Genomic DNA, 24,789 nt, shown 5'->3' on the forward strand with positions numbered 1-24,789 from the left:
CGGGCCGGAGCCCGCCGTCGATCCAGCGTATCGTCGGTGCGGGCCCGGGTCAGAAGTCGTACCGCGCGGTCAGGCTGACCTCGCGCGGGGGGCCGTAGAAGCCGGTCAGCACCCCGAGCACCGGGATGTTGTAGCCGGTGGTGCGATACTCTTCGTCGAGCAGGTTCTTGCCCTGCAACGACAGGCTCCAGGTGTCGTTGGCACGCCAGATCACGCCCGCGTTGAGCAGGCCGTAGCCGTCCTGCCTGATCGCCTCGGAGAGGTCGGTGGTCGGGTAGACCTCGCTCTGGTAGCTGTAGCCCACGCGGGTGGAGACATCGCCGCCATTGGCCAGCGGCAGGCGGTACTCCACGTTGATCGCCCCGGAGAACTCCGGCGCGTTGGTGAACTCCTGGCTGTCGGCGACGTTGACGCCGTTGGTGATGAACTCGTCGTACTCCGCGTCCAGCCAGGCCAGGTTGCCGGAGATCGCCCAGTGCTGCGAGGGCAGCCACTGGTACTCCACCTCTACGCCGTTGACCGTGCCTTCGCCGGCGTTGGTGAAGTCACCGAAGAAGGAGTCCTCCACGCCGTCGCCGTCGGCGTCGAAGGCGGTGAAGACCGACAGCTGGATGTCCTTGTAGCGATTGTGGAACGCGGCCAGGTTCAGGAACAGGGTCTGGTCGAGGAAGGCCATCTTGCTGCCGACCTCGTAGCTGTCGACCACCTCGTCGTCGAAGGGCTCGGCCGAGCGCGGCACCGCGGTCGCCTGGGCGCGGATGTTGTAGCCGCCCGACTTGAAGCCGCGCGAGGCGGCGCCGTAGACCATGATGTCCGGGGTCACCTGGTAGTCCAGCGAGACCTTCGGCGAGGTGTTCTTGAAGTTGATCGTCTTGTCGAAGTCGGCCGCGACCGAGATCGGCGTCGTGTAGGTGGCGTCGCTGTAGCCGCGGTTGAGGACGTCGGCGCGCTTGTCCTCGTCGGTGTAGCGGGCGCCGACGTCGAGCTGCAGGCGGTCGGTCAGGTCGAAGGTCCAGTCGGCGTACAGCGCGAAGCTCTCGGTGTACACCGTGCCCTGGGTATCGCCGAACAGCAGGCCGAAGAAGTTGTTGAGCACCTGCCCGCCGGCCTCGCCGTCGAACCAGTACAGGCCCATCACGCCGCGCGCGCGACCACCGGCATCGTAGTTGACCTGCAGCTCGTTGCTGACCTGCTCGTCGCTGTAGAAGGCCTTCACGTCGGCGATCGTGTTGGGCAGCGTGTCGAAGTCGATGTTGGTCTCGGTGTCGGATTCGCGCTTGGCGATGACGTACTTCGCCGACCAGTCGTCGTTGACGCGCCAATTGGCGGTCGCCGAAAGGCCCTGCATGTCGGTGTCGTTGACGTTCGGCATGCCGTTGCGCACGTCGTAGCGGTCGTCGAGCGGCGCATAGCCGGGCGCGAACGGGTTGGGCGCGAGCATCTTCGCCCCGCGCACGCCGGACTGGTCGTCCATCCAGTCGTAGGCGAAGCGGATGTCGAAATCGTCGCTGACATAGGCGCCCAGTTCGGCACGCAGGGTCAGGATTTCCTTGTCGCTCACGTCCTGCTTGGTGATCCGGTTCTCGCCGTAACCGTCGCGGTTGAGGCTGGCGACCGAGATCCGGCCGCGCAGGGCATCGTTGCCGCCGAACGAGCCGCCCAGCGCGGCCTTGACGTCGAGCTGCCCGTTGGTGCCCGCGGTGACCGAGGCGAAGCCGTCGGTGCTGGCCGGCAGGCCGCGCGAGATGTACTTGATCGCGCCGCCGATGGTGTTCTTGCCATAGAGCGTGCCCTGCGGGCCGCGCAGCACTTCGATGCGGTCGACGTCGAACACGTCCAGCAGCGCGCCCTGGGGCCGGGCGATGTAGACATCGTCGAGGTAGATGCCCACGCCCGGGTCGACGCCCCACAGCGGGTCGGACTGGCCGATGCCGCGGATGTAGGCGGTGACCGTGCTGCTGGAGCCGCGCGCGGCGTAGATGGTCAGGTTGGGCACCTGCGCGTCCAGGTCGGACAGGTCCTCGACGTCGAGCCTGTCGAGGGCGTCGGCGGTGAACGCGGTGACGGCGACCGGCACTTCCTGCAGGGTCTCCTCGCGCTTGCGGGCGGTGACCGTGACCGCGTCGAGGGTCGCCGCGGCGCGCTCGCCCTGCGCCGCGGTGGTGCCGGCGTCCTGCGCCCAGGCACTGGGTGCCAGCAATGCGCAGGTAATGGCGATGCTCAGGTGTTTGCGGTTCATGCGTGTCCTCTCCCCAGGTGCCAACCGATATCGGAATGATGGTGTGCAGTACGACGACGGGGGTCCCCGTCCTGGAGCACAGACTAGGAGGGGGCGCCCGGCGCGACTGCTGTACCTTCGGACAATGCCCACGCGCCGCCGCGTTGCAGAGACTCCGGACTGTCGAGGGCCCGCCGGGGCGCCGGGGAGCAAGGAATGGAGTTTCTGATCGTACTGGGGGCGCTGTGCTTCCTGATGTTCGTCGCTTATCGCGGCTACAGCGTGATCCTGTTCGCGCCCATCGCCGCACTGGGCGCCGTGCTGCTGACCGACCCCGGCCTGGTCGCGCCCATGTTCACCGGCCTGTTCATGGACAAGATGGTCGGCTTCATCAAGCTCTATTTCCCGGTGTTCCTGCTGGGGGCCATCTTCGGCAAGCTGATCGAGCTGTCGGGGTTCTCGAAGTCGATCGTCGCCGCGACGATCAGGCTGCTCGGGGCCCAGCGCGCGATGCTGTCGATCGTCGTGGTCTGCGCCCTGCTCACCTACGGCGGCGTCTCGCTGTTCGTGGTGGTGTTCGCCGTCTATCCGTTCGCGGCCGAGCTGTTCCGCCAGAGCGACATCCCCAAGCGCCTGATCCCGGGCACGATCGCGCTGGGTGCCTTCACCTTCACCATGGATGCGCTGCCCGGGACGCCGCAGATCCAGAACATCATCCCCACCGCATTCTTCGGGACCAACTCCTGGGCCGCGCCGGTCCTGGGCACGCTGGGCGGCATCTTCATCCTCGTCCTCGGCATGGCCTACCTGGAATCGCGCCGTCGCAAGGCCGCCCGTGCCGGCGAGGGCTACGGCGACCCGGCGAGCCTGGTCAACGAACCCGCGCCCTTCACCGACGACCGCCTCGCCAACCCCTGGCTGGCGATCCTGCCACTGGTGCTGGTGGGCGTGTCCAACAAGCTGTTCACGCTCTGGATCCCGCGCGTGTATGGCCAGACCCACAGTTTCGACCCGGCGGTGGTCGGCGACGCCGCGCCCGTGGTGCAGGAGGTCTCGAAGATCGCCGCGATCTGGGCGGTCGAGGCGGCGCTCCTCGTTGGCATCCTTTCGGTCATCGCGCTCGCCTGGAAGCCGGTCACCGCGCGCTTCGCCGAGGGCAGCAAGAGCGCCGTCGGCGGTGCCCTGCTCGCCTCCATGAACACCGCGTCGGAATACGGCTTCGGTGCGGTGATCGCCGCCCTGCCCGGCTTCCTCATCGTGGCCAACGCCCTGGGCTCGATCCCCAACCCGCTGGTCAACGAAGCGGTGACGGTCACCGCGCTCGCCGGCATCACCGGCTCGGCCTCGGGCGGCATGAGCATCGCCCTGGCGGCGATGGCCGATACCTTCATCGCCAACGCCAATGCCGCCGGCATCCCCATGGAGGTGTTGCACCGGGTCGCGGCGATGGCGTCGGGCGGCATGGACACCCTGCCCCACAACGGCGCGGTGATCACCCTGCTGGCGGTCACCGGCCTCACCCACCGGCAGGCCTACAAGGATGTCTTCGCGATCACGATCATCAAGACGCTGGCGGTGTTCTTCATCATCGGGGTGTTCTACGCGACCGGCCTGGTCTGAGGCCGCGGGCTTCACGGGACGGTAGGGCCGACGTTGGAACTGGGGTAGCCGCATCGCGGGTCGCGCCGCACGGCTTCACTCACCCCTTCCCGACCATCGAGGTATCCCCATGGCCTACGTGCCTCCGCAGCAGCGCAGGATCGGCGCCGCCACCGCCCTGCTGGGCAATCCGCCGCCCCATGACCCCAACCCGATCTTCGCCCAGGTCCCGCAGGATGCCTGGGCTCAGCGCGGCTACCAGTACACCCTGACGATGCAGTGGGCGAACGTGCCCGTCCCGCAGCTCCCTCCGATCACGGTCCGCGCCCACGTCCACTACGCCTGGAACGCCAACCTGGCGCGCTGGGACCGGTTTGCCGGCAACGCCTGGATCGAGGACGTGGTCAACTGGAGCACGCCGACCACGCCCCCGGTCGTGGCGATGGCCCCGGCCCAACCCCCCGACCCGGACTACCACCCCTGAGTCCGCCTTCGCGGGCGCCCCGGGCAGGCGCGCCCGCACACCCTGCTGACGCCCGCTGTCAGCAGGACGCGGTATCGTTCCACCGAATCCCGATGCCGTCGCCCGTGTCCGCTGCCCCGCTCCGCAAGATCGTCCATGTCGACATGGATGCGTTCTACGCATCGGTGGAACAGCGCGATGCGCCCGAACTGAAGGGGCAACCGGTCGTGGTGGCCTGGCGCGGCGCGCGCTCGGTGGTGTGCGCCGCCAGCTACGAGGCGCGACGCTTCGGCGTGCGCTCGGCGATGCCCGCGGTGCGGGCGGAGCGGCTGTGTCCACATGCGGTGTTCGTGCCGCCCGACTTCCCGCGCTACAAGGCCGTTTCGCGGCAGATCCGGGCGATCTTCGCCCGCCATACCGACCTCATCGAGCCCCTGTCCCTGGACGAGGCGTATCTCGACGTCACCGAGACCAAGACCGGGATGCCCTCGGCGACGGCCACCGCCGAGGCCATCCGCGCCGCGATCCGCGAGGAGACCGGCCTGACCGCCTCGGCGGGCATCGCGCCGAACAAGTTCCTGGCGAAGATCGCCTCGGACTGGCGCAAGCCCGACGGCCAGCTCGTGCTGCGCCCGCGCGACGTCGATGCCTTCCTGCAGCCCTTGCCGGTCGGGCGGCTCCCCGGCGTCGGCCAGGTCACCGAGCGCCGCCTGGCGCGCCTGGGCATCGCCACGGTGGGCGACCTGCGCGGACTCGGCCAGGCCGAGCTGGAACGGACGTTCGGCCGCTGGGGTGCGCGCCTGCACCGCCTGTCGATGGGCGTGGACGACAACCCCGTGCAACCCGAACGCCCGACCATGCAGGTGTCCTCGGAGGACACCTTCCCCGAGGACCTGCCGCTGTCGTCGCTGGCGCCCCATATCCAGCGCCTGGCCGAGAAGACCTGGGCCGGCTACCAGCGCGAACGCGCGCGCGATCCGCAGCGCCTGGCCCGCACCGTGGTGCTGAAGCTCAAGACCGCCGACTTCCGCATCCTCACCCGCAGCCTGACGCTGCCGGCGTTGCCCGCGGACGCGCAGGGACTGGCCGAGGTCGCCTGCGAGCTGCGGCAGCGCGTGGACCTGCCCCGGGAGACGCTTTACCGCCTGGTCGGGGTCGGCCTCTCGGGCTTCGTCGACGGTGAGGGCGAAACCGCCCAGATCGATCTGTTCGAGGCACGCGACCCGGGCGACGCGTGACGCCGGGCCCTATTCGCAGTCGGCGATGCGCCGGAAGTCCAGGTCCTCGTAGTCCGAGCTGAAGTCGCCGTCGGGATCGAGCTTGGCCATCGTCATGCGCGTGCCCGCGCCATCGTCGTGGAAATCCATCCATGCTTCCAGGTCGACGGTGTCGTCGTCCCAGTCCACCAGGGCGCGCTCACCCACCCGCATCACCCGTCCCGACAGCAGTGGCGACATCACCGATTGGAAGCGTACGCCGTCCTCCATGGCACAGACCGACACCTCGCCGAACCAGGGGTCGCGGTACCGCCCCAGCCGCACGCCCGGGAAGGTGGCCTCGATCGGCCGGCGCGAAGTGGTATCCGGCACCCGGGACGCCGAAGGCGCGGTGCGCTCGCTTTCCAGGCGCGCGGCGAAGGCGTTCACGTCCGCGTCCGACCCTGGACGGGTGAAGTACTTGAGCAGCGCGGCGGTCAGCACCGTCCGCGCGGCGCTGCCCTCGCCGTTGATCATCACCACGAAGCCGGACTTCCGGTCCGGCAACAGCATCAGCACCGAGTACATGCCCGACAAGGTGCCGGTATGCGACACGGTCCATTCGCCGTCGACGTCAGCCAGGCGCCAGCCATAACCGTAGGCACGGACATGCGTGTCGTCCCATTCGCGGTTGCGCGCCGACACCGGCAGCGGCGTGTGCGCGGCCCACATCTCGCCCCGTTGCCGCTCCGACAACCACTCGCGCTGCGCGGGCGTCGGGGCGAGCCAGTTCAGGGCCCATGCCAACATGTCGTCCAGGCTGCAGCGGATGCCACCGGCGGCGGCCGAGGTGATGGCCGGCACCGTGTCGCCGTCGGTGCGGATGGCGATGTTGCCCGTGTCGGTCCGCATGTGCGGCTGGGCGACGCTGCCCGCCGCGGCACGACTCCATTCGCCGACGCGGCATGAATCCAGGCCGAGCGGCTCGAAGACCTCCCGCCGCAGCAGCACCTCGTAGGCCTCGCCGCCGACCGCGGCGGCGACTTCCCCGGCCACCACGTACATCAGGTTGTCGTAGGCGTAGCCCGACCGGAAGCTGCGTTCGGGCTTCAGGTGGGCCAGGCCGGCGATGATGTCCTCGCGGCCGAAACGGTTGGGTTCGGGCCACAGCATCAGGTCGCCGGCGCCCTCCGGCAGGCCGGAGTTGTGCACCAGCAGGTCGCGCACCTGCATTTCCCGCGTGACCCACGGGTCATGCATACGGAACGACGGCAGGTGGCGGACGACTGGATCGTCCCAGGCCAGCAGGCCGGCATCGACCTGGCGCGCCAGCAGCGAGGCGGTCATGGCCTTGCTGTTGGAGGCGATCTTGAAGAGCGTGGCGGGCAGCACCGGCTCGCCCGAGCCGGCGACGGTCTCGCCGCCCGTGCGCACCCAGGCGACCTCGCCGTCCTCGATCACGCCCATTGCCATGCCCGGCAGCGCGTAGCGCGCCATGGCCTGCTCGAAGATCCGGTCGAGGGCAGCCGGGTCGCGGGCCCCCGCGGGCGACTGCGCGAGCACCACTGCAGGCGCGCACGCGACCGCCACCGACAGGACGAAACCTGGCAGCCGGCGCGAGGGTCGGGGACCGGCAATGCCGCCCCCCTTCACCCTCGCTTCCCGCGCCCGCGCCAGCGGCGCGCGCGCGTCCGGCTGGCTCAGTAGCGCCATGCGAGCGTCAGCTGGCCATAGCGCGGCGATTGCAGGAAGCGCTCCTTGCCGAAGTACTCGTCGCGGTCGCCCACGCCCGGCTCGAGGTCCTGGTAGACCCACACAGGCTCCTGCCGGTTGAACAGGTTGTAGACCGAAAGCCGTGCTTCGAAGGTGCCGAACGAGAACGCCCGCTCGTAGCCCAGGCTCATTCCCACGTCGATGATCCAGGGCATGTTGCCCTCGCCGCCACGCGGGGAGTGCTCGAACACGCGGTCGGCCGTGCTCCAGGTATCACCCTCCTGGGCGCCCTCCGGTGGCGTGCAGTTTTCTACGCAGATGAAGTAGCTGTGGTAGCTCTTCCAGTTGTAGGGATTGCCCACGCCGAAGGCCGTGATCGGCCCGCCCGAACGCGCGTCCAGCGTGGCGCCCACGCTCCAGTTGTCGTTGAACGCATAGCTGCCGCGGAGCTTGATCTGGTGGCGGTGGTCGTTCGCCAGCGGTCCGTCGCCCCGGTAGTTGACGAAGGGATCGTCGAAGTTCTCGGTGCGCCCGGTGTCGCCGAAGTTGGTGTCGGTATTGACCGGGCCCTCGGCGTTGCCCTCGTTCCAGGACAGGGTGTACGCAGCGTTGAAGGCCCACTTGCCATCCCATGCGCGGTCGACCTGGAACTCCAGCGCCTTGTACGTGCGCCGGGGCTTGACCCAGCCGCGCTGCCCGGTCGGGGTCGAGTCCACGTATTCCCATTCGCCGTTGACGAACGCGTAGTTGTCGGACTCGGTCCAATAGCCCATCTTCGAGGTATCGACGGTCAGGTAGCCGTCGTCGACGCCGTCGCAGTCGGTGTCGCCCCAGACCGTCACGTCCTCGCCCGGGTTGGCCATCACCCAGCGGCTGGCGATGCGCCCGCAATGGGTGGCGGTCAGGTTGATGTCGTCGATGGCGTTGTGGAGCTTGCGGTAGGTGCCGCGCACGCCCCAGGACCACGTCGAGTTGATCTGCTGCTGGAAGCCCAGGATCAGTTCGTCCTGGTAGACGGGATCCATGTCCGCGTCGACCTCGGCACGCAGGTCACCGACCGTGCCGTCGCCCTGGCTGTTGTCGAAGCCGAACTGGGTGCCGAGGATCGGAACCGCGTACTGCACGCCGTCCCGCTCCTGGATGTCCCAGCCGTCGAAGCCGTAGTACGTGCGCTCATCGAGCAGTGCCCCACCCTGCTTGATGTTGATGACGTTGGCGACGGGCAGGAAGTAGCGGCCCACGTTGCCGAACAGCTTGGTGGTGCCATCGCCCTTCATGTCCCAGGCGAAGCCGGCGCGCGGGGCCCACATGTCGTCCATCTCGATGTAGGTACGTCCCTCCGCGTCGCGGTTGTCGAAGGTCTCGTTGCGGATGCCGAGGTTCAGGACCACGTTGTCGGTGACCGACCAGTTGTCCTCGAGGTAGAAGGCTTCGTTGCGGCTCTCGAACTCGCCGAAGATGGAATAGCGGCGCGCGCGGACGTACGCGAAGTAGCCCGGCGGCACGATGCCGGCGCCGGAGATCTGTGCGCCGGGGGTGGTCGAGTACACGTTGTACTGGATGCCACCGGGACCGGCATAGTCCTGGCTGAGGTCGGAGGTGTTGGTCTCGCGGTCCAGCCCGAAGCGCAGCAGATGGTCGCCCAGCGCCCACTCGAAGTCCGCGCGGGTCTGCTCGCGCTGGTCGTTGCGGTCGTAGATGGTGGCGTTGTTTGTACAGCCCAGCGGCACGCCCGGATCGACCACGCCGGCACCGGCGGTCACGTAGTTGCAGTCGCCGTCGTTGGGCGAGGCGGCCACGCTGTTGCGCTCGTTGCGGCCGTGCATGAGCTTCATCGACAGGGTGTCGGTGAAATGCGACGTCCAGGTCAGCGCCCAGTTGTCGCCGCCGGATTCGGAATAGGCCTCGCTGAGCTTGTCGCCGCGCGCGCCTGCATCGAAGTCGTAGGCGTAGGTGGTGTTGTCGACACGGTTGTCGTTCGAGAACGCCATCAGGCTGAGCAGGTTGTTGTCGGTGAGCTGCCAGTCCAGCGTCGTCGCCCAGAAACCGTTGTCCGAGTCGCCGCGGGTGAAGCTGGTGCCGGCGTTGCTGGTGCTCTCGGGCTTGACGTCGCGCGCTTCGTACATGGCGAAGAAGAACAGGCGGTCCTTCATGATCGGGCCCGACGCCCAGGCATTGAGGGTGGCCAGGTCCGAACTGTCCTTGCTGCGCGTGAGGTAGCGGTCGCCATCGAGGTAGCTGTCGCGCGCCGAGGACTGCCAGTCGCGCGGTTCCAGGACCAGCTTGGCGCCATAGTGGAAGTCGTTGCTGCCCGACTTGGCGATCGCGTTCACGACGCCGCCAGTGGTGCGCCCGTACTCGACGGAGTAGCCGCCGGTCTTGACCTGGAACTCCTGGTAGAAGTCGAACGGCGCCTGCGAGAAGCCGACGCGGTTGTAGAAGTCGGTGACGTTGAGGCCATTGATGTAGAAGGCGTTCTCGGCGACGGAGGAGCCGCCGAAGGAGATGCCGCCGAAGCCCGCGCTGCCTCCCGCCACGCCCGGTGCCAGCAGGGCCACCGACGCGACGTCGCGCTCCACCGGCAGGCGTTCGATCTCCTCGGCAGTGATGTTGGTGGCCGATTCGGTCGAGGTGACGTCGACTGGCGAGATCACTCGGGAACCGATGACCTGGACCGCCGAAAGGCTGACCACGCCGTCGCTGCCGAGGTTGATGGTGGTCGCGTTGCCCAGCGACACGCCGACTTCGACCGGTTCGCCCAGGGGCTGGCCGTCGCGGCTGACCTGCAGCGAGTAGCTGCCCACCGGCAGCTGCGACAGCCGGTAGCTGCCGTCGGCGCCGGCGGCGACCGAGCGCGAGAGCCCCGTCTCGGTATTGGTGACGGTGATCCGGTCCCCGGCGTTCGCGCGGCCTGCGATGGCGCCGTTCACGTTCTGGGCGTGGACGATCCCCGGCGCCATCGACGCCAGGCCGATCCCCATCGCCACGAATAACGCACTCTTCCGCAATGCCGTGCCGTACATGTGTATCCCCCGAACTGGTTGCTGTGGTTGAGGTAGGTAACGTCCCTGTTAGTGCGCGGTGGCGTTGCCCGACAGGACCCGCGCCGAGAAGCGGTAGTCCCACTGGTCGAAGTAGAGGTTGCCCCCCGGCCACTCCACTTCGCCGCGCTGCGAATCCACGGTCTCCGACCGGAAATGCTCCTTGGGCGGGAAGAACTCCCGCGAATATTCGTCGTTGAAGGCGATGCGATAGGCGTCCAAACCGCCGAGGTAGAAATCGCGCAGGCCCTCGTCCGGGCTGTCGAGCAGGCCGGTGGTCACGTCCATCGGCACCCAGCCGTAGGGCGCCAGGTAGAGCCAGCCCCAGTCGTGCAGGTTGTCGTAGTCGCCGTCGGAATAGACCATGCCCGACTGCCATCGGGTGGGGATGCCGTTGAGGCGAAGCAGGGCCATCAGCAGCAGGGTCTGTTGCCCGCAGTCGGCGTGGCCGGTGCGCAGCGCGTGCTCGCTTATGTTGGAGATCGTCGAATATTCCCGCGCCGAGGCCCAGGGGATCCTGTCGACCGCGGCGAACAGCCTGCGCGCGATGCGCGCCGGATTCTCCTCGTCGCCCACGACCTGCTTCGAGAAGCGCCGCAGGGCGTCGGTGAACACGATGTGCGGCGGGCGCTCGGCGGTGAACTCAAGCAGCTCCGGCGGTAGCGTCACGCGGCTGACGCGCGCGGGATCGATGGCGTGGTACTGGCCGCGCACGGTCAGTTCGTAGCTCACCGAGAATTCGGTCGGCACGCCGGCCACGGCCTGCTTTTCCAGGTACACCGTGCGCTGCAGCGCCGACTCCGGCGCCACGACCGGGCGGCCGGGCTCGCTGCCGAGCAGGCGGATGTCGTCCTGCTGGCCCGGGATCGCGCGCGGATAGGGAATCCAGGCCCTGAGCGTCTCTCCGGCCGGCACCGCGTCGGCCTCCACGACCAGGGACTGCTCCACCCGGATGCGTCGCGGCGCCACGCCGGGCCGGCCCATCGCCAGCGCGGCGTCGCGCACCTCGACGTGGTGCGGGCCCAGCGTTTCCATCGGCCCCATCCGCGGCGCGGGTGTTTCCCGTCGACGCATCGCGGCTTCCGCGTTCACCCGGAACAGGTTGGGAACGGCGCGCGCGAAGTAGCGGGGCCGGCCATCGATGTCGAGGTGCTCCAGGGCGCCGGAGGCCGACCAGGCGGCGAACTCGCCGCTCGACAGGTCCGGGATCTCCTTGCGCAGACGCTCGAGCGTGGCCGGCTCGTCGAGCGGGAAATCCAGCAGGATGCGTCGCATGCGCTCGCGCTCGAACGCCAGCGCACGGCGAGCCTCGGCCGGGGTGGCGTCATCGGCCAGGGCCTCGGCGATGCGGCGCTCGGCGTCCGCAAAGCGCCCTGCGTCGACCCGGGCGACGACTTCACGTACGGTATCGGGAGGACCCGGGCGGGCGGGCACCATCAGGCTCCAGCCCAGCAGCGCCACGCACCCCAGCCGCCGGGCCTGCATGCGCAGGCCGGCCAGGGTCTCGACAGGTGTGCTTGGGTCGTTCGCCATGACGCGGCCCCCGGCCGGCTGGAGATGACATCGATGTAACACGCAGACGGGATGGTGGTCAATAATTTATTCCGAATTGATACTTTCATCGAAATAAGTATTCTCAAGGCCCGAGACCCCGGTGCGAAGCCGGGATTGCGGGCGCTGCCGAACCAGCGGTCGGACGGGCGCTGGACCGATCAAACGGGGATGCCGAAGATGCGTGTTGCCATGCCGATGCTCCTGTCCCGCACGCCCCGCCGCGCCCACGCCGGCCTGGGCGTCCTGCTCGCCCTCCTGGCTGGATTCGGCCTGCTGGCGACGACCGCCGCGGCGGCGCGGCCGCCCGCGACCCCGGGGACGGGCGTGCCCGGCGTCCAGGACGCCCAGCTCTCACCGGACTTCTGGACCTCGCGCCTGGACGCACCCGACGGCGTGGTGCTCGACGCGAACGCCATCGACCGCCTCAATGCGCGCCTGTTCGCCGAAGACGGCTCGATGCACGACCTCGAGCGCTTCCCCGTGTCGATGCCGCGCGCGGACGTCGAAGCACTTGTGAAGGGCCTGTCCTCGCCCCCCACGCGTTCCCTGTTCGTTGCCGGCGGCTTGCCGTTCCAGGACGTGGATGCGCTCGAACCCGGCCTCGGCCTGGACCGCCTGCCCGACACGGTCGGTACCCGCTGGGGCCTGGTGGTGCATCGCGCCGACATGCGCACCTTCCCCACCGACGTCCGGGTATTCAGCGCCCCGGGCGACACCGACATCGACCGCTTCCAGGAAACCGCCCTGTTCCCCGGCACGCCCCTGGCGATCCTGCACGAGAGCCGGGACGGGGAATGGTGGTTCGCGGTGAGTCCCCGCTACGCCGCCTGGATCCGCAAGTCCGCGGTCGCCAGCGGCACGCGCGGGGACGTGCTCGGCTACGGCCGCAGGACGCCCTACGTCGTGGTCACGGGCGCCACCGCACGCACCGTGCATACGCCGGAAGCGCCCCGGGTGTCCGACCTGCAACTGGACATGGGCGTGCGCGTGCCGCTGCTGGCGGACTGGCCGCCGGCCACGCCGGTCAATGGCCAGGCGGCGTACACCGGCCACGTGGTCGAACTGCCCGTCCGCGACGACGACGGCGCGCTGCGCTTCGCGCCCGCGCTGCTGCCGCGAAGCCAGGACGTCGCCACCGCCTACCTGCCGCTGACGCCGGCGGGCGTCATCGAACAGGGCTTCAAGTTCCTCGGCGAACGCTACGGTTGGGGCCATGCCTACGATGCCCGGGACTGCAGCGGCTTCGTATCCGAGGTCTACCGCGCCTTCGGCATCCAGCTGCCACGCAACACCAGCGCGCAGGGCGTGAGCCCGGTCTTCAACACGGTCCGTTTCGACGAGGGCGACGACCGCGCCTCGCGGCTCGCGGTCCTGCGCCAGCTGCAGGTCGGCGACCTGGTCTATGTCCCGGGCCACGTGATGATGGTGATCGGCCAGTACGAAGGCGCGCCGTACGTGATCCACGACGTGACCGGGATCAGTGTCCGCGACGACGACGGCGGACTGCGACGGATCGTGCTCAACGGTGTCTCGGTGACGCCGCTCGAGCCCCTGCAGTCGGGCGAGGACGCCAGCCTCGTCGACCGCATCTACAGCATCCAGAAGATCCGCCCATGAGGCCCGGACAGGCGGATACCGCACCCTTCGCGCACCGGTCCGGCCGCCGCGACCCCGCTGCCCCGGATGGCCGCCACGAGGAAGCCCGATGAAGATCACCGACATCCAGGTCGGCCTGCTGCGCGTCCCGCTGAAGACGCCGTTCAAGACCGCCCTGCGCACCGTCGACACCGTCGAGGACATCATCGTCCTGGTGCGCACCGACACCGGCCATGTCGGCCATGGCGAGGCCGCCGCGACCGCGGTCATCACCGGCGATACGCACGGCTCGATCGTCGAGGCCATCCGGCGCTACATCCGTCCGCGCCTGCTGGGCGCGGATATCGCCGACCTCAACCGCAACACGCGCCTGGTGCAGACCGCGCTGGAACGGAACTTCAGCGCCAAGGCCGCGGTGGAAATCGCGCTCTACGACCTGTTCGGGCAGCTCTACGATGCGCCGCTCTACCGCCTGCTCGGCGGTGGCGATCCGGTCATCACCACCGACATCACCATCAGCGTCGACTACATCGACAAGATGGTCGCCGACTCGGTGGCCGCGGTCGATCGCGGCTTCGAGTCGCTGAAGATCAAGGTCGGCAAGGACATCGGCCTGGACATCGAGCGGGTCAAGGCCGTCCATGCCGCGGTCGAGGGCCGCGCCCTGCTCCGACTGGACGCCAACCAGGGCTGGACCGCAAAGCAGGCGGTGTTCGCGATGCAGGCGCTCGAGGACGCCGGCGTGGCGCTGGAACTGCTGGAGCAGCCGGTCAAGGCGCATGACATCCGCGGCCTGAAGTACGTGACCGACCGCGTCCACACGCCGGTGATGGCCGACGAAAGCGTGTTCGGCCCGACCGAGGTGATCGACCTGATCAAGATGCACGCCGCCGACATCATCAACATCAAGCTGATGAAGACCGGCGGCCTGTCGAATGCCATCCGCATCGCCGACATCGCCTCGCTGTACGGCGTGGAGTGCATGATCGGCTGCATGATCGAGACCAGCATCAGTGTCGCCGCCGCGGTCCACCTGGCGGTGGCCAAGGCCGACGCGATCACCAAGGTCGATCTCGACGGTCCTTCGCTTTGCCGCCATGACCCGGTCGACGGCGGCGTACAGTTCAACGAGTCGGAAATATCGATCGTGGATGCACCCGGCCTGGGGATCCGCGAGGTCCGCGGGCTGGAGATGCTGCCCGAATGACGCGTGGCGGCCCGCCCCCGCAGGACCCAGCCCCCACCGAGGCGGGCGCCGCCGGCGCGGAGGCTTCGCCGCTGCTCAGGGTACGGGCCGAGCGCGACCGCATGTCCGCGATCGAACGGCGGATCGCCGACTTCCTGCTCGACAACGCCCACCTGTTGCGCGACTACTCCTCGCAGCAACTGGCCAGTGCGCTGGGGATCAGCCAGTCCAGCGTGGTCAAGTTCAGCCAGAAGCTGGGGTTCAAGGGCTACCCCGACCTGAAGTTCTGCATCGGCGAAGCGCTCGCGCGCGAGACCGCCGGCATCGCCGCGCGCCCCACGTCGACGCGCGACCTCGCGCCTCACGTGGCACTCGCCGAATCGCTGTGGCGCGGCAAGGCCCGCGCCGAACAGGAGACCCGCCTGCTCAACCCGCTCGAACAGATCGACCGGATCGTGCAGGCCATCGTCGGCGCCGACCGCGTCTTCATCTGCGGGCTCGGCCAGGACGGCATCCACGCGCGCGGCCTGGGCCTGCGCCTGTCGCTGATCGGCATCGCCACGGTCGAACACGCCGATCCGGTGCTGATGGCCGCCAGCGTCAGCACGGCGGGCCCCGGCGACGTGCTGGTCGTGTTCTCAGAACATGGCCGCCAACCCGAGCTGTGCCATATCAGCCGGCAGTTCCGCGCGCGCCGCGGCAAGACCGTCTCGGTCACCCGGCACGGCGCCAACCCGTTGCGCGCGCATGCCGACGCGGCGCTGCTGGTGTCCGCGCACGACGACGACGCCCACGTCGAACCCCTGCTCTACCAGGCCGCGCTGCAGCACATGCTCGACCTGGTGATCGTGCTGGTGTGCCAACATTCGGACGACTACCTCGACCACTACAGGAGCAGCGCGGAGCATGTCCAGAAGATGCTCGATCCCTGAGAGGCCCGCCGCCCTCGTCGCCACTGCCCTGCTCGTGGCGGCCATGGGCACGGCCCACGCCGCCACGCCCTGGACGCAGGCCCGGCAGATGGTGGTCGTCACCACCCCCGACTGGGACGCCGATGGCGGGCGCATGCAGCGCTTCGAGAAGCACGGCGCGGGCTGGCGCCCCGTCGCCGCGTCCGAGCCGGTGCGCATCGGTCGCGCCGGCAGCGCATGGGGCCTGGGCCTGCACCCGGACCAGCCCGGAACGCGCAAGCGTGAAGGCGACGGGCGCAGCCCCGCCGGCATCTTCGGCATCGGCGACGCGTTCGGTTATGCCGCCGATGCGCGTACCGCGCTGCCCTACCGGTCCATGCAGGCGGGCGACTACTGCATCGACGTGCCCGGCTCGCCGCTCTACAACCGCATCGTCAACACCGAAGAAGTCGGCGCGGCGGCGGTCAAGGGCTCGACCGAACCGATGCGCCGGGACCTGCACGCCGATGGCGACCAACGCTACGCGCAGGGTTTCGTGATCGACCACAATCCGGGCAACCGCAGCCCGGCGGGCAGTTGCATCTTCGCGCACGTGTGGAAGGCGGCGGACGTCGCCACCGCAGGCTGCACCGCGATGCCGCCCGAACGCGTGGCCGCCCTGCTCGACTGGCTGGACCCGGCGGCGCAGCCGGTGTTTGTGCTGCTGCCCGAAGCTGCTTACGCTCGGCTGCAGGCGCCCTGGCACCTGCCCGTGCTGCCACCCGTCCCGACGTCCAACCCGCCTGCCGCCAAGGACCCCCCGAATGACTGAGCCCCTTCGCCCGACCGTCGACCACCCGGCTGCGGGCGAACCCCCTGCCGGCATCGACCACGACACCGGCATGGTGCGGGCGGTCAGCCGCTGGCAGATCGTGGGCCTGTCCATCAACGACGTCATCGGCAGCGGCATCTACCTGCTGCCCGCCAGCACCGCGCTGTTGCTGGGGCCGGCGAGCCTGTGGGCGGTGTTGCTGGCAGGCGTCGCCGTCGGCCTGCTCGTGCTGTGCTATGCCCAGGCCGGCAGCTACTACGACGATGCCGGCGGCAGCTATCTCTACGCCCGCGATGCGTTCGGCGACTTCATCGGTTTCGAGGTCGGCTGGATGACCTGGCTGACCCGCGTGGCATCCGCCGCGGCCCTGGGCAGCGGCCTGGCGCTGGCGGTGTCCAAGTTCTGGGCGCCCGCGGGCGAAGGCTTGGGCTGGACCGCGGTGGTGGTCGGCTCGCTCGCGTTCCTGACTTTCATCAACGTGGTGGGCGTGCGCACCGCCGCGCGCACCGGCGTCGTCCTCGTGCTGGCCAAGCTGGTACCCCTGCTGTTCTTCATCGCCGTGGGGGCGTTCTTCGTCGACTGGTCGCAGGCCGTGGCCATGGGCGCACCGCCGACCGACAAGCTGGGCGAAGGCGCCTTGCTGCTGCTCTACGCCTACGCCGGCTTCGAGAACACCCCGGCGGCGGCAGGCGAATTCCGCAATCCACGCCGCGACGTGCCGTTCGCCCTGATCACGATGATCGTGGTGGTGACCCTGATCTACGTGGCCGTGCAGGTCGTCGCCCAGGGCACGGTGCCCGATCTCGCCTCGTCCAGGTCCCCGCTGGCGGATGCCGCCGAGACCTTTGCCGGCCCCGCCGGCGCGCTGTTGCTGACATTGGGCGCGGCGGTCTCGATCCTGGGCAGCAACAGCAACACCATGCTGTTCGGCCCGCGCTACCTCTACGCGCTTTCAGCCGACGGCTATGGCCCGGCCGCGCTGTCGCGCGTGCATCCGCGCTACCGCACCCCGACCATCGCGATCATCGTCACCGGCGTGCTATCGACCCTGCTGGTGCTGGGCCAGCAGTTCGGCGGCAGCGGCGTTTCGCAGGCCTTCGCCAACCTCGCGCTGCTCTCGGTGGTCGCGCGGCTGTGCAGCTACATCGGCACCGCGGCTTCGTTGCTGGTGCTGCAGAAGCGCTACCGGGATCGCCCCAATGCCCTGAGCCTGCCGGGCGGCCCCCTGATCCCCGTCCTCGCCCTGCTGGTGTCGCTGGCCCTGGTCGCGAGCGCGGGGGTGGGCAACCTGGTCGCAGCCGCGGTGGCGATCGCGGTGGGCGCCGTGATCTACCTGATGAGACGCCGCCCGGCGGCGTCCCACCGCTGACGACGACGTCATCCGGGCTGGACGCTTCCAGCCGCCCTCGCGGCGGCGACGCGTCCATGCCCATCCGTTGCGCGCCCCGTTTGATCTTCGATTGACGCGGAGGCACGAGGCTATCTCCACGCCATTCCGGCGAGACGCAGAGATGGAGATGCACGCATGTGGAGAATGATTCGGATCGCCTCGTTGGCGGCGGTGGGCCTGTGCCTGGTACTCGCGCTTGGCGGCTGGGCGTACGTGGCAAGCCTCGATCTCGAATCCGAGCCGCGGGCGGACCGGAACGCGGATGCGGCCGACCTGCCCTTCCTGCGCGCACGGACATCCGGGCAGCGAGGACGGATCCTGGCCGTCGTCACCAGCACCCCCCTCATCGGCGACAGCGGCAGGAAGGCCGGCTACGAGCTGACCGAGCTGTCGCGGGCCTACTGGACGTTCCTGGCCAACGGCTACGAGGTCGACATCGCCAGTCCCCTTGGCGGCGAGCCCCCGATGAGGCTGGACCAGGACGACACCGGCGATGCCGACTACGCATTCCTCAACGATGCACGTGCGCGACACAAGCTGGCCAATTCCCTCCCGCTCTCCGGGGTGGACCCGACGCTGTACCAGGCCGTCTACTTCGTCGGCGGAAAGGGCGCCATGTTCGACTTCCCCGGCAACCCCGCCATCGCACGCATCGTGGCGGAAATCGCCCCTCGCGGCGTGGTCGGTGCCGTCTGCCACGGGCCTGCGGCGCTGATCGGGCTCCGCGATGCCTCCGGCCGTCCCTGGCTGCAGGGGCGGTGGGTCACCGGCTTCACCAACGCAGAGGAACTGTTCCTGATCGAAAATGCCCGCGAGCTGTTCCCGTACCTGTTGCAGGACGAACTGTCGCGACAGGGGGCGCGCTTCGTCGAAGGCCCCGTGTACCTGGACAACACCGTGGTCGACGAGCGCCTGGTGACCGGCCAGAACCCGTGGTCCACATGGTCCGTCGCGGAGCACATGGTGCGTGCGCTGGGCCATGAGCCGGTGCCTCGGGCGCGAAGCGCCGAGGAAATCAGCGTGCAATTGCTGGCGACCTACCACGAGGCCGGCATCGAGGCCGCCCTGGCGATGAAGGCGGGTGCTGCACGCAGCGATCGGCGACTCCTGCTCATGCACGCCGTGGTGGCGGCCATGCAATGGCGGCTGCGTGAGGCCTACCAACTGCAACGGCTTGCAAGGAACTAACCAGCGGCCGATGCTTGCGACCGGACCCCGGCATCGGCCGGGAGGCCCGGCCGCCGACCATTCACCGCGTGCGAACACGAGGGCAGGCGCTTGGACAGGCTCGAGGACGAAAAAGGCGCGAAGCTGGCGGTACTGCTGGTCGAGGACGACCTTGACGTCGCCGCCGGCATCGGCGACTACCTGGAGGCGCACGGGCTGGCGGTCGACTTCGCCTACGATGCGTCCCAGGCGCGGGCCCGTCTCCTGGAGTCGACGTTCGACCTGCTCGTGCTGGACGTGAACCTGCCGGGCGAGGATGGGATGAGCCTGTGCCGTGAGCTGAAGCAGGTACAGGGCCTGCGCCAACCCGCGATCTTCCTGACCGCCCGCGGCGGGCTGGCCGACAAGCTTCGCGGCTTCGAGGCCGGCGCCCTGGACTACATGGTCAAGCCGTTCGAGCCGGCCGAACTGCTGGCACGCATCCGCGCCATGGGCACCCACGCCAGGGCCGCGGATGGCGGCCTGATCCTGGCCGATGGATACCGCCTGGACCCACAGCGGGGATTGTTGTCACGGGACGAACTCAGCCTGTCCCTCCATGCCACGGGCCTGGGCATCCTGGCGCGGCTGATGCGGGCGTTCCCCGGCACGGTCTCGCGCCAGGCGCTGTGCGAGGGGCTCTGGGGCGACGAAGCGCCCGGCAGCGATCCGTTGCGTACCCACGTCTACCAGCTGCGGCGCGCCATGCAGGAGCGGTTCGGCGAGTCGCCCATCACGACCGTGCGCGGGCTGGGTTACCGCTTCGGAGGCCTTCGATGAGAGGCAAGCGCCGCCTGCACGATGTACTGGCCCGGCAATGGATCGTCTTCGCCCTGGTGCTGCTGGCCGGATTCGCCGCGATGACGGTCCTGACCGCCTACATGCTCGAGGACCGGCTGATCGACGATCGCCTGCGCGATGTCGGCCGACAGCAGGGCCTGCATTCGCCGGGACCGCTACCGCCAGGCTTCATGCTGGTGGCCCGCAGGCAAGCCGACGACGCGCTGCGCGAGCGCACCGCGGGCCAGCCGCTGGACGCCATCCGCGAGTTCCGGCTGCCGGACGGACGCTACCTGCACGTGCTGGCCATGCGCGACGGACGGGGTGCGGAGTCCCTCCTGGTCCACGATGCGACCGCGCACCTGGCGGTCAATCCGGCCCTGGTGCGCGCCTGGCCCTGGCTGCTGTTGATCGCCACCGCGCTGGCGCTGGTTGCGTGGGCGCTCGCGCACCGGTTCGTGGCGCGGGTGTCGGGACAGGCCCGGGAACTGGTGGCCCGTTTCAGCGAGGCTGAGGGCCCCCATGACCTGCATGCGCTGGCGGATGCCCAGGGGATCTTCGAGTTCAGCGAACTCGCCCGCCTCAATGCGAAGGTCTGGGAGTCGCGCCGCGCGGTGCTCGATCGCGAGCGCGAGACGCTGGCGTTCCTCGCGCACGAACTCCGGACACCCCTGCAGTCCGCCCGGACCAGCCTGGCCCTGCTCGATGCCCTGCCCGAGCGCGTGGAGCACGCCGCGTGGCAGCGCCTGCATCGGGCCGTGGGCCGCCTCGCCAGGGCCAGTCACGCCCTGCTCTGGCTGGGTGACGGCCAGGCGGCGCCGCCCCGGCCGTGCAAGCCCTTGCGGCTGCTGGGCACGCTCGTCGAGGAACTCGCGCCATTGGCAGCGGCCAAGGGACAGACCCTGCGCATGCCGTCGGGTCCGGACATCGACTGGCCCATGCCCGGGGAAGTCGCCGAGACCATCCTGAACAACCTGCTGCTCAACGCGATCCAGCACGGAGACCGGGGCGAGATCCGCATCCAGGTGCATGGCACGACGCTGGGCATCGACAATCCGCTCCCGGACCGGCCCGCGCCTTCCGGCTTCGGCGTGGGGCGACAGCTCGCGGAGCGACTGGTCGAACGCTTCGGCGGGACCCTCCGGCAACGCGCCCTGCCCGGCCACCGGCTGCGCGTCGAGGTGGATGTCGGCCCAGGCGGCACGGTGCCCGCGCAGCCGGAACGTAACGCAGCGGGCGATGGGCTCGCTTCGAGCCGGCCAGGCGGCGTCCGGAACTGAGCACCCCGCCTGCGCTCGCGGGACTCCAACGCCATCCCCACCCGCGTCCGGAGCGGACGACGCGCCCCATCCACGCCGGGAGACGCCCACGAAAAAGCGGGCCGAAGCCCGCTTTTCCGTGCGTCTGCGATGTCGCCCGGCTTACTCGGCCGAAGCGCCCTCGCCTTCCTCGACGGCCTTCATCGACAGGCGGATGCGGCCCTGCTTGTCGACTTCCAGCACCTTGACCTTGACCACGTCGCCTTCCTTCAGCTTGTCGCTGACCTTCTCGACGCGCTCGCTGGAGATCTGCGAGACGTGCACCAGGCCGTCCTTGCCCGGGAGGATGGTCACGAACGCACCGAAGTCCATGATCTTGGCGACCTTGCCTTCGTAGATGCGGCCCGGCTCGACGTCCGAGGTGATCTGCTCGATGCGCTCCTTGGCGGCGTTCGCGGCAGCGGCGTTGACCGAGGCGATGACGATGGTGCCGTCGTCCTGGATGTCGATCTGGGTGCCGGTTTCCTTGGTGATCGCCTGGATGGTCGAACCGCCCTTGCCGATCACTTCGCGGATCTTGTCCGGGTGGATCTTCAGGGTCAGCAGGCGCGGCGCGAACTCGCTGAGCTCGCCACGCGGGCTGGTCAGGGCGTGCGCCATCTCGCCGAGGATGTGCAGGCGACCGGCCTTGGCCTGGTCGAGTGCGACCTGCATGATCTCCTTGGTGATGCCCTGGATCTTGATGTCCATCTGCAGGGCGGTCACGCCGTTCTCGGTGCCGGCCACCTTGAAGTCCATGTCGCCGAGGTGGTCCTCGTCGCCCAGGATGTCGGACAGGACGACGAAGTCATCGCCCTCCTTGACCAGGCCCATCGCGATGCCCGCGACCGGGGCCTTGATCGGCACGCCGGCGTCCATCAGGGCCAGCGAGGAACCGCAGACCGAGGCCATCGACGAAGAGCCGTTCGACTCGGTGATCTCCGACACGATGCGGATGGTGTACGGGAACTCCTCCATCGTCGGCATCACGGCGAGCACGCCGCGCTTGGCCAGGCGGCCGTGGCCGATCTCGCGGCGCTTCGGGCCCATCATGCGGCCAGCTTCGCCTACCGAATAGGGAGGGAAGTTGTAATGGAACAGGAAGTGTTCCTTGTACTCGCCCGAGACGGCGTCGATGATCTGGCCATCGCGCGCGGTGCCCAGGGTGGCGACCACGATCGCCTGCGTCTCGCCGCGGGTGAACAGCGAGGAGCCGTGCGTACGCGGCAGCACGCCGACCTTGGAGCTGATCGGGCGGACGGTGTCGAGCGCACGGCCGTCGATGCGCACCTTCGTGCTCAGCACGGCGCCACGCATGGTCTCGTATTCCAGCTCGCCGAATTCCTTCGACAGCTCGGCGCTGCTCCACTCGTTCGCTTCGGCCTGGCCGGCCAGCGACGCCAGGACGTCCTTCTTCAGCGCGGAGATGGCCTCCTTGCGCTCGCCCTTGTCGCGGATCTGGAAAGCGGCGCCCAAACGGTCGCCGATCGCGCCCTTGAGGGCGGCGACGATGGCGTCGTTACGGGCCGGGGCGGCCCAGTCCCACTTCGGCTTGCCGGCTTCGGCGACCAGCTCGTTGATCGCTTTGATGGCGACCTGCATCTGCTCGTGGCCGAACACCACGGCGCCCAGCATCACTTCCTCCGACAGCACGTCGGCTTCCGACTCGACCATCAGCACGGCACCGGCGGTACCGGCGACCACCAGCTCCAGCTTGGAGCCTTCCAGGTCGCTCTTGGTCGGGTTCAGCAGGTACTCGCCGTCCTTGTAGCCGACCTTGGCGGCGCCGATCGGGCCGTCGAAGGGGGCGCCCGACAGGGCCAGGGCGGCGGAGGCGCCGAGCAGCGCCGGGATGTCACCGTCGATCTCCGGGTTCATCGACATCACCGTGGCGATGATCTGGACTTCGTTGCGGAAGCCTTCCGGGAACAGCGGGCGGATCGGGCGGTCGATCAGTCGGGAGATCAGGGTCTCCTTCTCGGTCGCGCGGCCTTCGCGCTTGAAGAAGCCACCCGGGATGCGGCCGCCGGCGTAGAACTTCTCCTGGTAATCGACGGTCAGGGGAAAGAAGTCCTGGCCTTCGCGTGCGGTCTTGTTGGCGACCGCGCTGACCAGCAGCACGGTGTCTTCAACCTTGACGATGACGGCACCGCCGGCCTGGCGGGCGATCTCGCCGGTTTCCAGGGTGACCTGGTGCTTGCCGTACTGGAAGGTCTTGGTGATTTTTGACACGTTGGAGTCCTGTCGTTTCGATTCGTTGCGATCCGCCGGCGCCCCTGCGCCGGTCGGTCGGCTGCAGGATGGCAGCCTGGGAAGCCGCGGTGGAACGACTCCCGAAAAACGAACCGCGGCGCATCACTGCGCCGCGGTAGGTGTTCTGCTTAGCGGCGCAGACCGAGCTTCTCGATCAGGGCCTTGTAGCGCACGTTGTCCTTGCGCTTGAGATAGTCCAGCAGGCTGCGACGGCGGTTCACCATCATCAACAGGCCACGACGGCTGTGGTGGTCCTGCTTGTGCTCCTTGAAGTGGCCGGTCAGGAGCTCGATGCGTGCGGTCAGCAGGGCGACCTGGACTTCCGGGGAGCCGGTGTCGTTGGTGCCGCGACCGTGTTCCTGGATGATCTTGCTGGTATCGATGGACATTGCTTTGTTTACCTTTCAGACGCGTGGCCTGCAGAAACGACGGCATGCGATGACGACATCGCGCCGGCGTACCGCGGGGCTCGCCGTTGTTGGAAATGAACGAATGGGTGCTTGCTTGGATGAAAGCGGCGGAATTGTAACAGTTTCCCGGCACGGAATGCGACCCGCCCAGGGGCTGCGCGGTCGGCGCCGCGGGCACCGGGGGGCCCTGTTCAGCTCCGCGGGGGTGCCGCTTGTCCAGTGGCGACCGCCCAACGGAACATGCGCTGTGGCGCGACCTCCCCGCCTGCCTGGCGGCCAATGCCCAGGCAGCGCCCGCCCGGCCCCATGATCGCGACCACCTCGCCCTCGCCCTCGGTCGCGACGAGCGCCGGCTGGCCGTGGGCCAGCCGATCCGCGCCGGCCGCGTCGACCTGCACGGCGGTGAAGCCGGCCAGGCCCGCCTCGATCGGCAGCAGGCAGGCCTCGAGCGACGCCTCGCCGGTCGCGGCAAGCGCCTGCAGTGATTCCAGGCTGTGCATCGCCGGCGTCGTGAAGGGTTCCACCCAGAGGCGTCGCAGCGCGGTCACGTGGGCGCCGCATCCCAGGGCCTCGCCCAGGTCGCGGACCAGGCTGCGGATGTAGGTGCCCGAGCCGCACTCCACGTGCAGGACCAGTCGGGCCCCCTCGTGGGCGACGACCTCGATTCGATCGATGACCACCTCGCGTTCGGGGGCCTCGATCGCCTCGCCGCGGCGCGCCTTGGCGTAGAGCGGTTCGCCGCCCTGCTTGAGGGCGGAATAGATCGGCGCCCGCTGCAGGATGGTCCCGCGCAGGGCCGCCAGGCCCTGTTCCAGGCGCGCGGCATCGATGGCCGGCACCGGCCGCTCCATCAGCACCTCGCCCTCGGCGTCGTCGGTGTCGGTGGTCCGGCCCAGCTCGGCTTCGCAGGCATAGGCCTTGCGCGCCCCGAGCAGCAGGCCCGCGATCTTGGTCGCTTCGCCGAAGCAGATCGGCAGCAGGCCGGTGGCCAGTGGATCGAGGCTGCCGGTGTGGCCCCCCTTCGCGGCCCGGAACAGGTGCCTCACCCGCTGCAGCGCCTGGTTGGAGCTCAGTCCGCCCGGCTTGTCCAGCAGCAGGATGCCGTCGAGCGGCCTGAATACGGTGCGCGGTCTCTTGCTCATTTCGGGAAACAGGGGCTCGGCC

General features: G+C 69.1%; 18 protein-coding genes. 11 read left to right on the top strand and 7 right to left on the bottom strand.

Annotation, left to right across the window (positions count from 1 at the left end):
- Window positions 1–49 precede the first annotated feature (49 nt).
- On the bottom strand, window positions 50–2,239 hold the full coding sequence (locus FKV25_RS12115; RefSeq protein ID WP_141519056.1) for a TonB-dependent receptor: 2,190 nt from the start codon (window positions 2,237–2,239) through the stop codon (window positions 50–52).
- Window positions 2,240–2,434: 195 nt separating this feature from the next.
- Here FKV25_RS12115 and FKV25_RS12120 point away from each other — a divergent pair, with 195 nt between their 5' ends.
- From FKV25_RS12120 to dinB, 3 genes are all read left to right on the top strand, one after another.
- Window positions 2,435–3,838, top strand: a complete 1,404-nt coding sequence (locus FKV25_RS12120) for a GntP family permease (RefSeq protein ID WP_141519057.1) — start codon at window positions 2,435–2,437, stop codon at window positions 3,836–3,838.
- Between the two features lie 109 nt (window positions 3,839–3,947).
- Entirely contained in the window at window positions 3,948–4,301 is a 354-nt protein-coding gene (locus tag FKV25_RS12125; RefSeq protein WP_141519058.1) for a hypothetical protein, read from the top strand.
- Between the two features lie 92 nt (window positions 4,302–4,393).
- Entirely contained in the window at window positions 4,394–5,518 is a 1,125-nt protein-coding gene (gene dinB, locus FKV25_RS12130) for a DNA polymerase IV (protein ID WP_141519059.1), read from the top strand.
- 9 nt (window positions 5,519–5,527) lie between these two features.
- On the opposite strand, the gene FKV25_RS12135 is transcribed toward dinB, so the two are convergent.
- The 3 genes from FKV25_RS12135 to FKV25_RS12145 are packed head-to-tail and all read right to left on the bottom strand — an operon-like array spanning window position 5,528 to window position 11,763.
- Entirely contained in the window at window positions 5,528–7,189 is a 1,662-nt protein-coding gene (locus tag FKV25_RS12135) for a serine hydrolase (protein ID WP_141519060.1), read from the bottom strand.
- Complete coding sequence (locus FKV25_RS12140) at window positions 7,177–10,212, bottom strand: TonB-dependent receptor (protein WP_141519061.1); 3,036 nt, start codon at window positions 10,210–10,212, stop codon at window positions 7,177–7,179. Before FKV25_RS12140 ends, FKV25_RS12135 begins: the two co-directional genes overlap by 13 nt.
- A gap of 48 nt (window positions 10,213–10,260) precedes the next feature.
- Window positions 10,261–11,763 carry a transglutaminase-like domain-containing protein gene (locus FKV25_RS12145; RefSeq protein WP_141519062.1) on the bottom strand — a complete coding sequence of 501 codons (1,503 nt, stop codon included), beginning with the start codon at window positions 11,761–11,763 and terminating at the stop codon, window positions 10,261–10,263.
- Between the two features lie 210 nt (window positions 11,764–11,973).
- On the opposite strand from FKV25_RS12145, the gene FKV25_RS12150 reads away from it, so the two are divergent.
- From FKV25_RS12150 to FKV25_RS12185, 8 genes are all read left to right on the top strand, one after another.
- Entirely contained in the window at window positions 11,974–13,401 is a 1,428-nt protein-coding gene (locus FKV25_RS12150; RefSeq protein WP_246072074.1) for a C40 family peptidase, read from the top strand.
- Between the two features lie 88 nt (window positions 13,402–13,489).
- The gene (locus tag FKV25_RS12155) at window positions 13,490–14,587 is read left to right on the top strand and encodes a dipeptide epimerase (RefSeq protein WP_141519063.1); all 1,098 of its coding nucleotides are present in this window, start codon (window positions 13,490–13,492) and stop codon (window positions 14,585–14,587) included.
- Window positions 14,584–15,498, top strand: coding sequence for a MurR/RpiR family transcriptional regulator (locus FKV25_RS12160; RefSeq protein WP_141519064.1), 915 nt, complete (start codon window positions 14,584–14,586; stop codon window positions 15,496–15,498). Before FKV25_RS12155 ends, FKV25_RS12160 begins: the two co-directional genes overlap by 4 nt.
- Window positions 15,473–16,288: a L,D-transpeptidase family protein gene (locus tag FKV25_RS12165; protein ID WP_141519065.1), complete on the top strand. Its 816-nt coding sequence runs from the start codon at window positions 15,473–15,475 to the stop codon at window positions 16,286–16,288. Before FKV25_RS12160 ends, FKV25_RS12165 begins: the two co-directional genes overlap by 26 nt.
- Before the next feature lie 70 nt (window positions 16,289–16,358).
- Window positions 16,359–17,657, top strand: coding sequence for an APC family permease (locus FKV25_RS12170; protein ID WP_246072077.1), 1,299 nt, complete (start codon window positions 16,359–16,361; stop codon window positions 17,655–17,657).
- Window positions 17,658–17,813: 156 nt separating this feature from the next.
- Window positions 17,814–18,866, top strand: a complete 1,053-nt coding sequence (locus FKV25_RS12175; RefSeq protein ID WP_141519067.1) for a type 1 glutamine amidotransferase domain-containing protein — start codon at window positions 17,814–17,816, stop codon at window positions 18,864–18,866.
- Window positions 18,867–18,956: 90 nt separating this feature from the next.
- Window positions 18,957–19,664: a response regulator transcription factor gene (locus FKV25_RS12180; RefSeq protein WP_141519068.1), complete on the top strand. Its 708-nt coding sequence runs from the start codon at window positions 18,957–18,959 to the stop codon at window positions 19,662–19,664.
- Window positions 19,661–20,944 (top strand): sensor histidine kinase, encoded by a 1,284-nt coding sequence (locus FKV25_RS12185; RefSeq protein WP_141519069.1) that lies wholly within the window; start codon window positions 19,661–19,663, stop codon window positions 20,942–20,944. The genes FKV25_RS12180 and FKV25_RS12185 overlap by 4 nt, the downstream gene beginning before the upstream one ends.
- 141 nt (window positions 20,945–21,085) lie before the next feature.
- On the opposite strand, the gene pnp is transcribed toward FKV25_RS12185, so the two are convergent.
- The 3 genes from pnp to truB all read right to left on the bottom strand — a co-directional run bounded on the left by pnp (window position 21,086) and on the right by truB (window position 24,767).
- Window positions 21,086–23,194: a polyribonucleotide nucleotidyltransferase gene (gene pnp, locus FKV25_RS12190; protein WP_141519070.1), complete on the bottom strand. Its 2,109-nt coding sequence runs from the start codon at window positions 23,192–23,194 to the stop codon at window positions 21,086–21,088.
- Between the two features lie 149 nt (window positions 23,195–23,343).
- Window positions 23,344–23,604 carry a 30S ribosomal protein S15 gene (rpsO, locus tag FKV25_RS12195; protein ID WP_141519071.1) on the bottom strand — a complete coding sequence of 87 codons (261 nt, stop codon included), beginning with the start codon at window positions 23,602–23,604 and terminating at the stop codon, window positions 23,344–23,346.
- A gap of 212 nt (window positions 23,605–23,816) precedes the next feature.
- Window positions 23,817–24,767 (bottom strand): tRNA pseudouridine(55) synthase TruB, encoded by a 951-nt coding sequence (gene truB / locus FKV25_RS12200; RefSeq protein WP_141519072.1) that lies wholly within the window; start codon window positions 24,765–24,767, stop codon window positions 23,817–23,819.
- Between the last annotated feature and the right edge of the window lie 22 nt (window positions 24,768–24,789).

Origin of the sequence: Marilutibacter aestuarii, from assembly GCF_006546775.1 — a bacterium.
GTDB lineage: Bacteria > Pseudomonadota > Gammaproteobacteria > Xanthomonadales > Xanthomonadaceae > Marilutibacter > Marilutibacter aestuarii.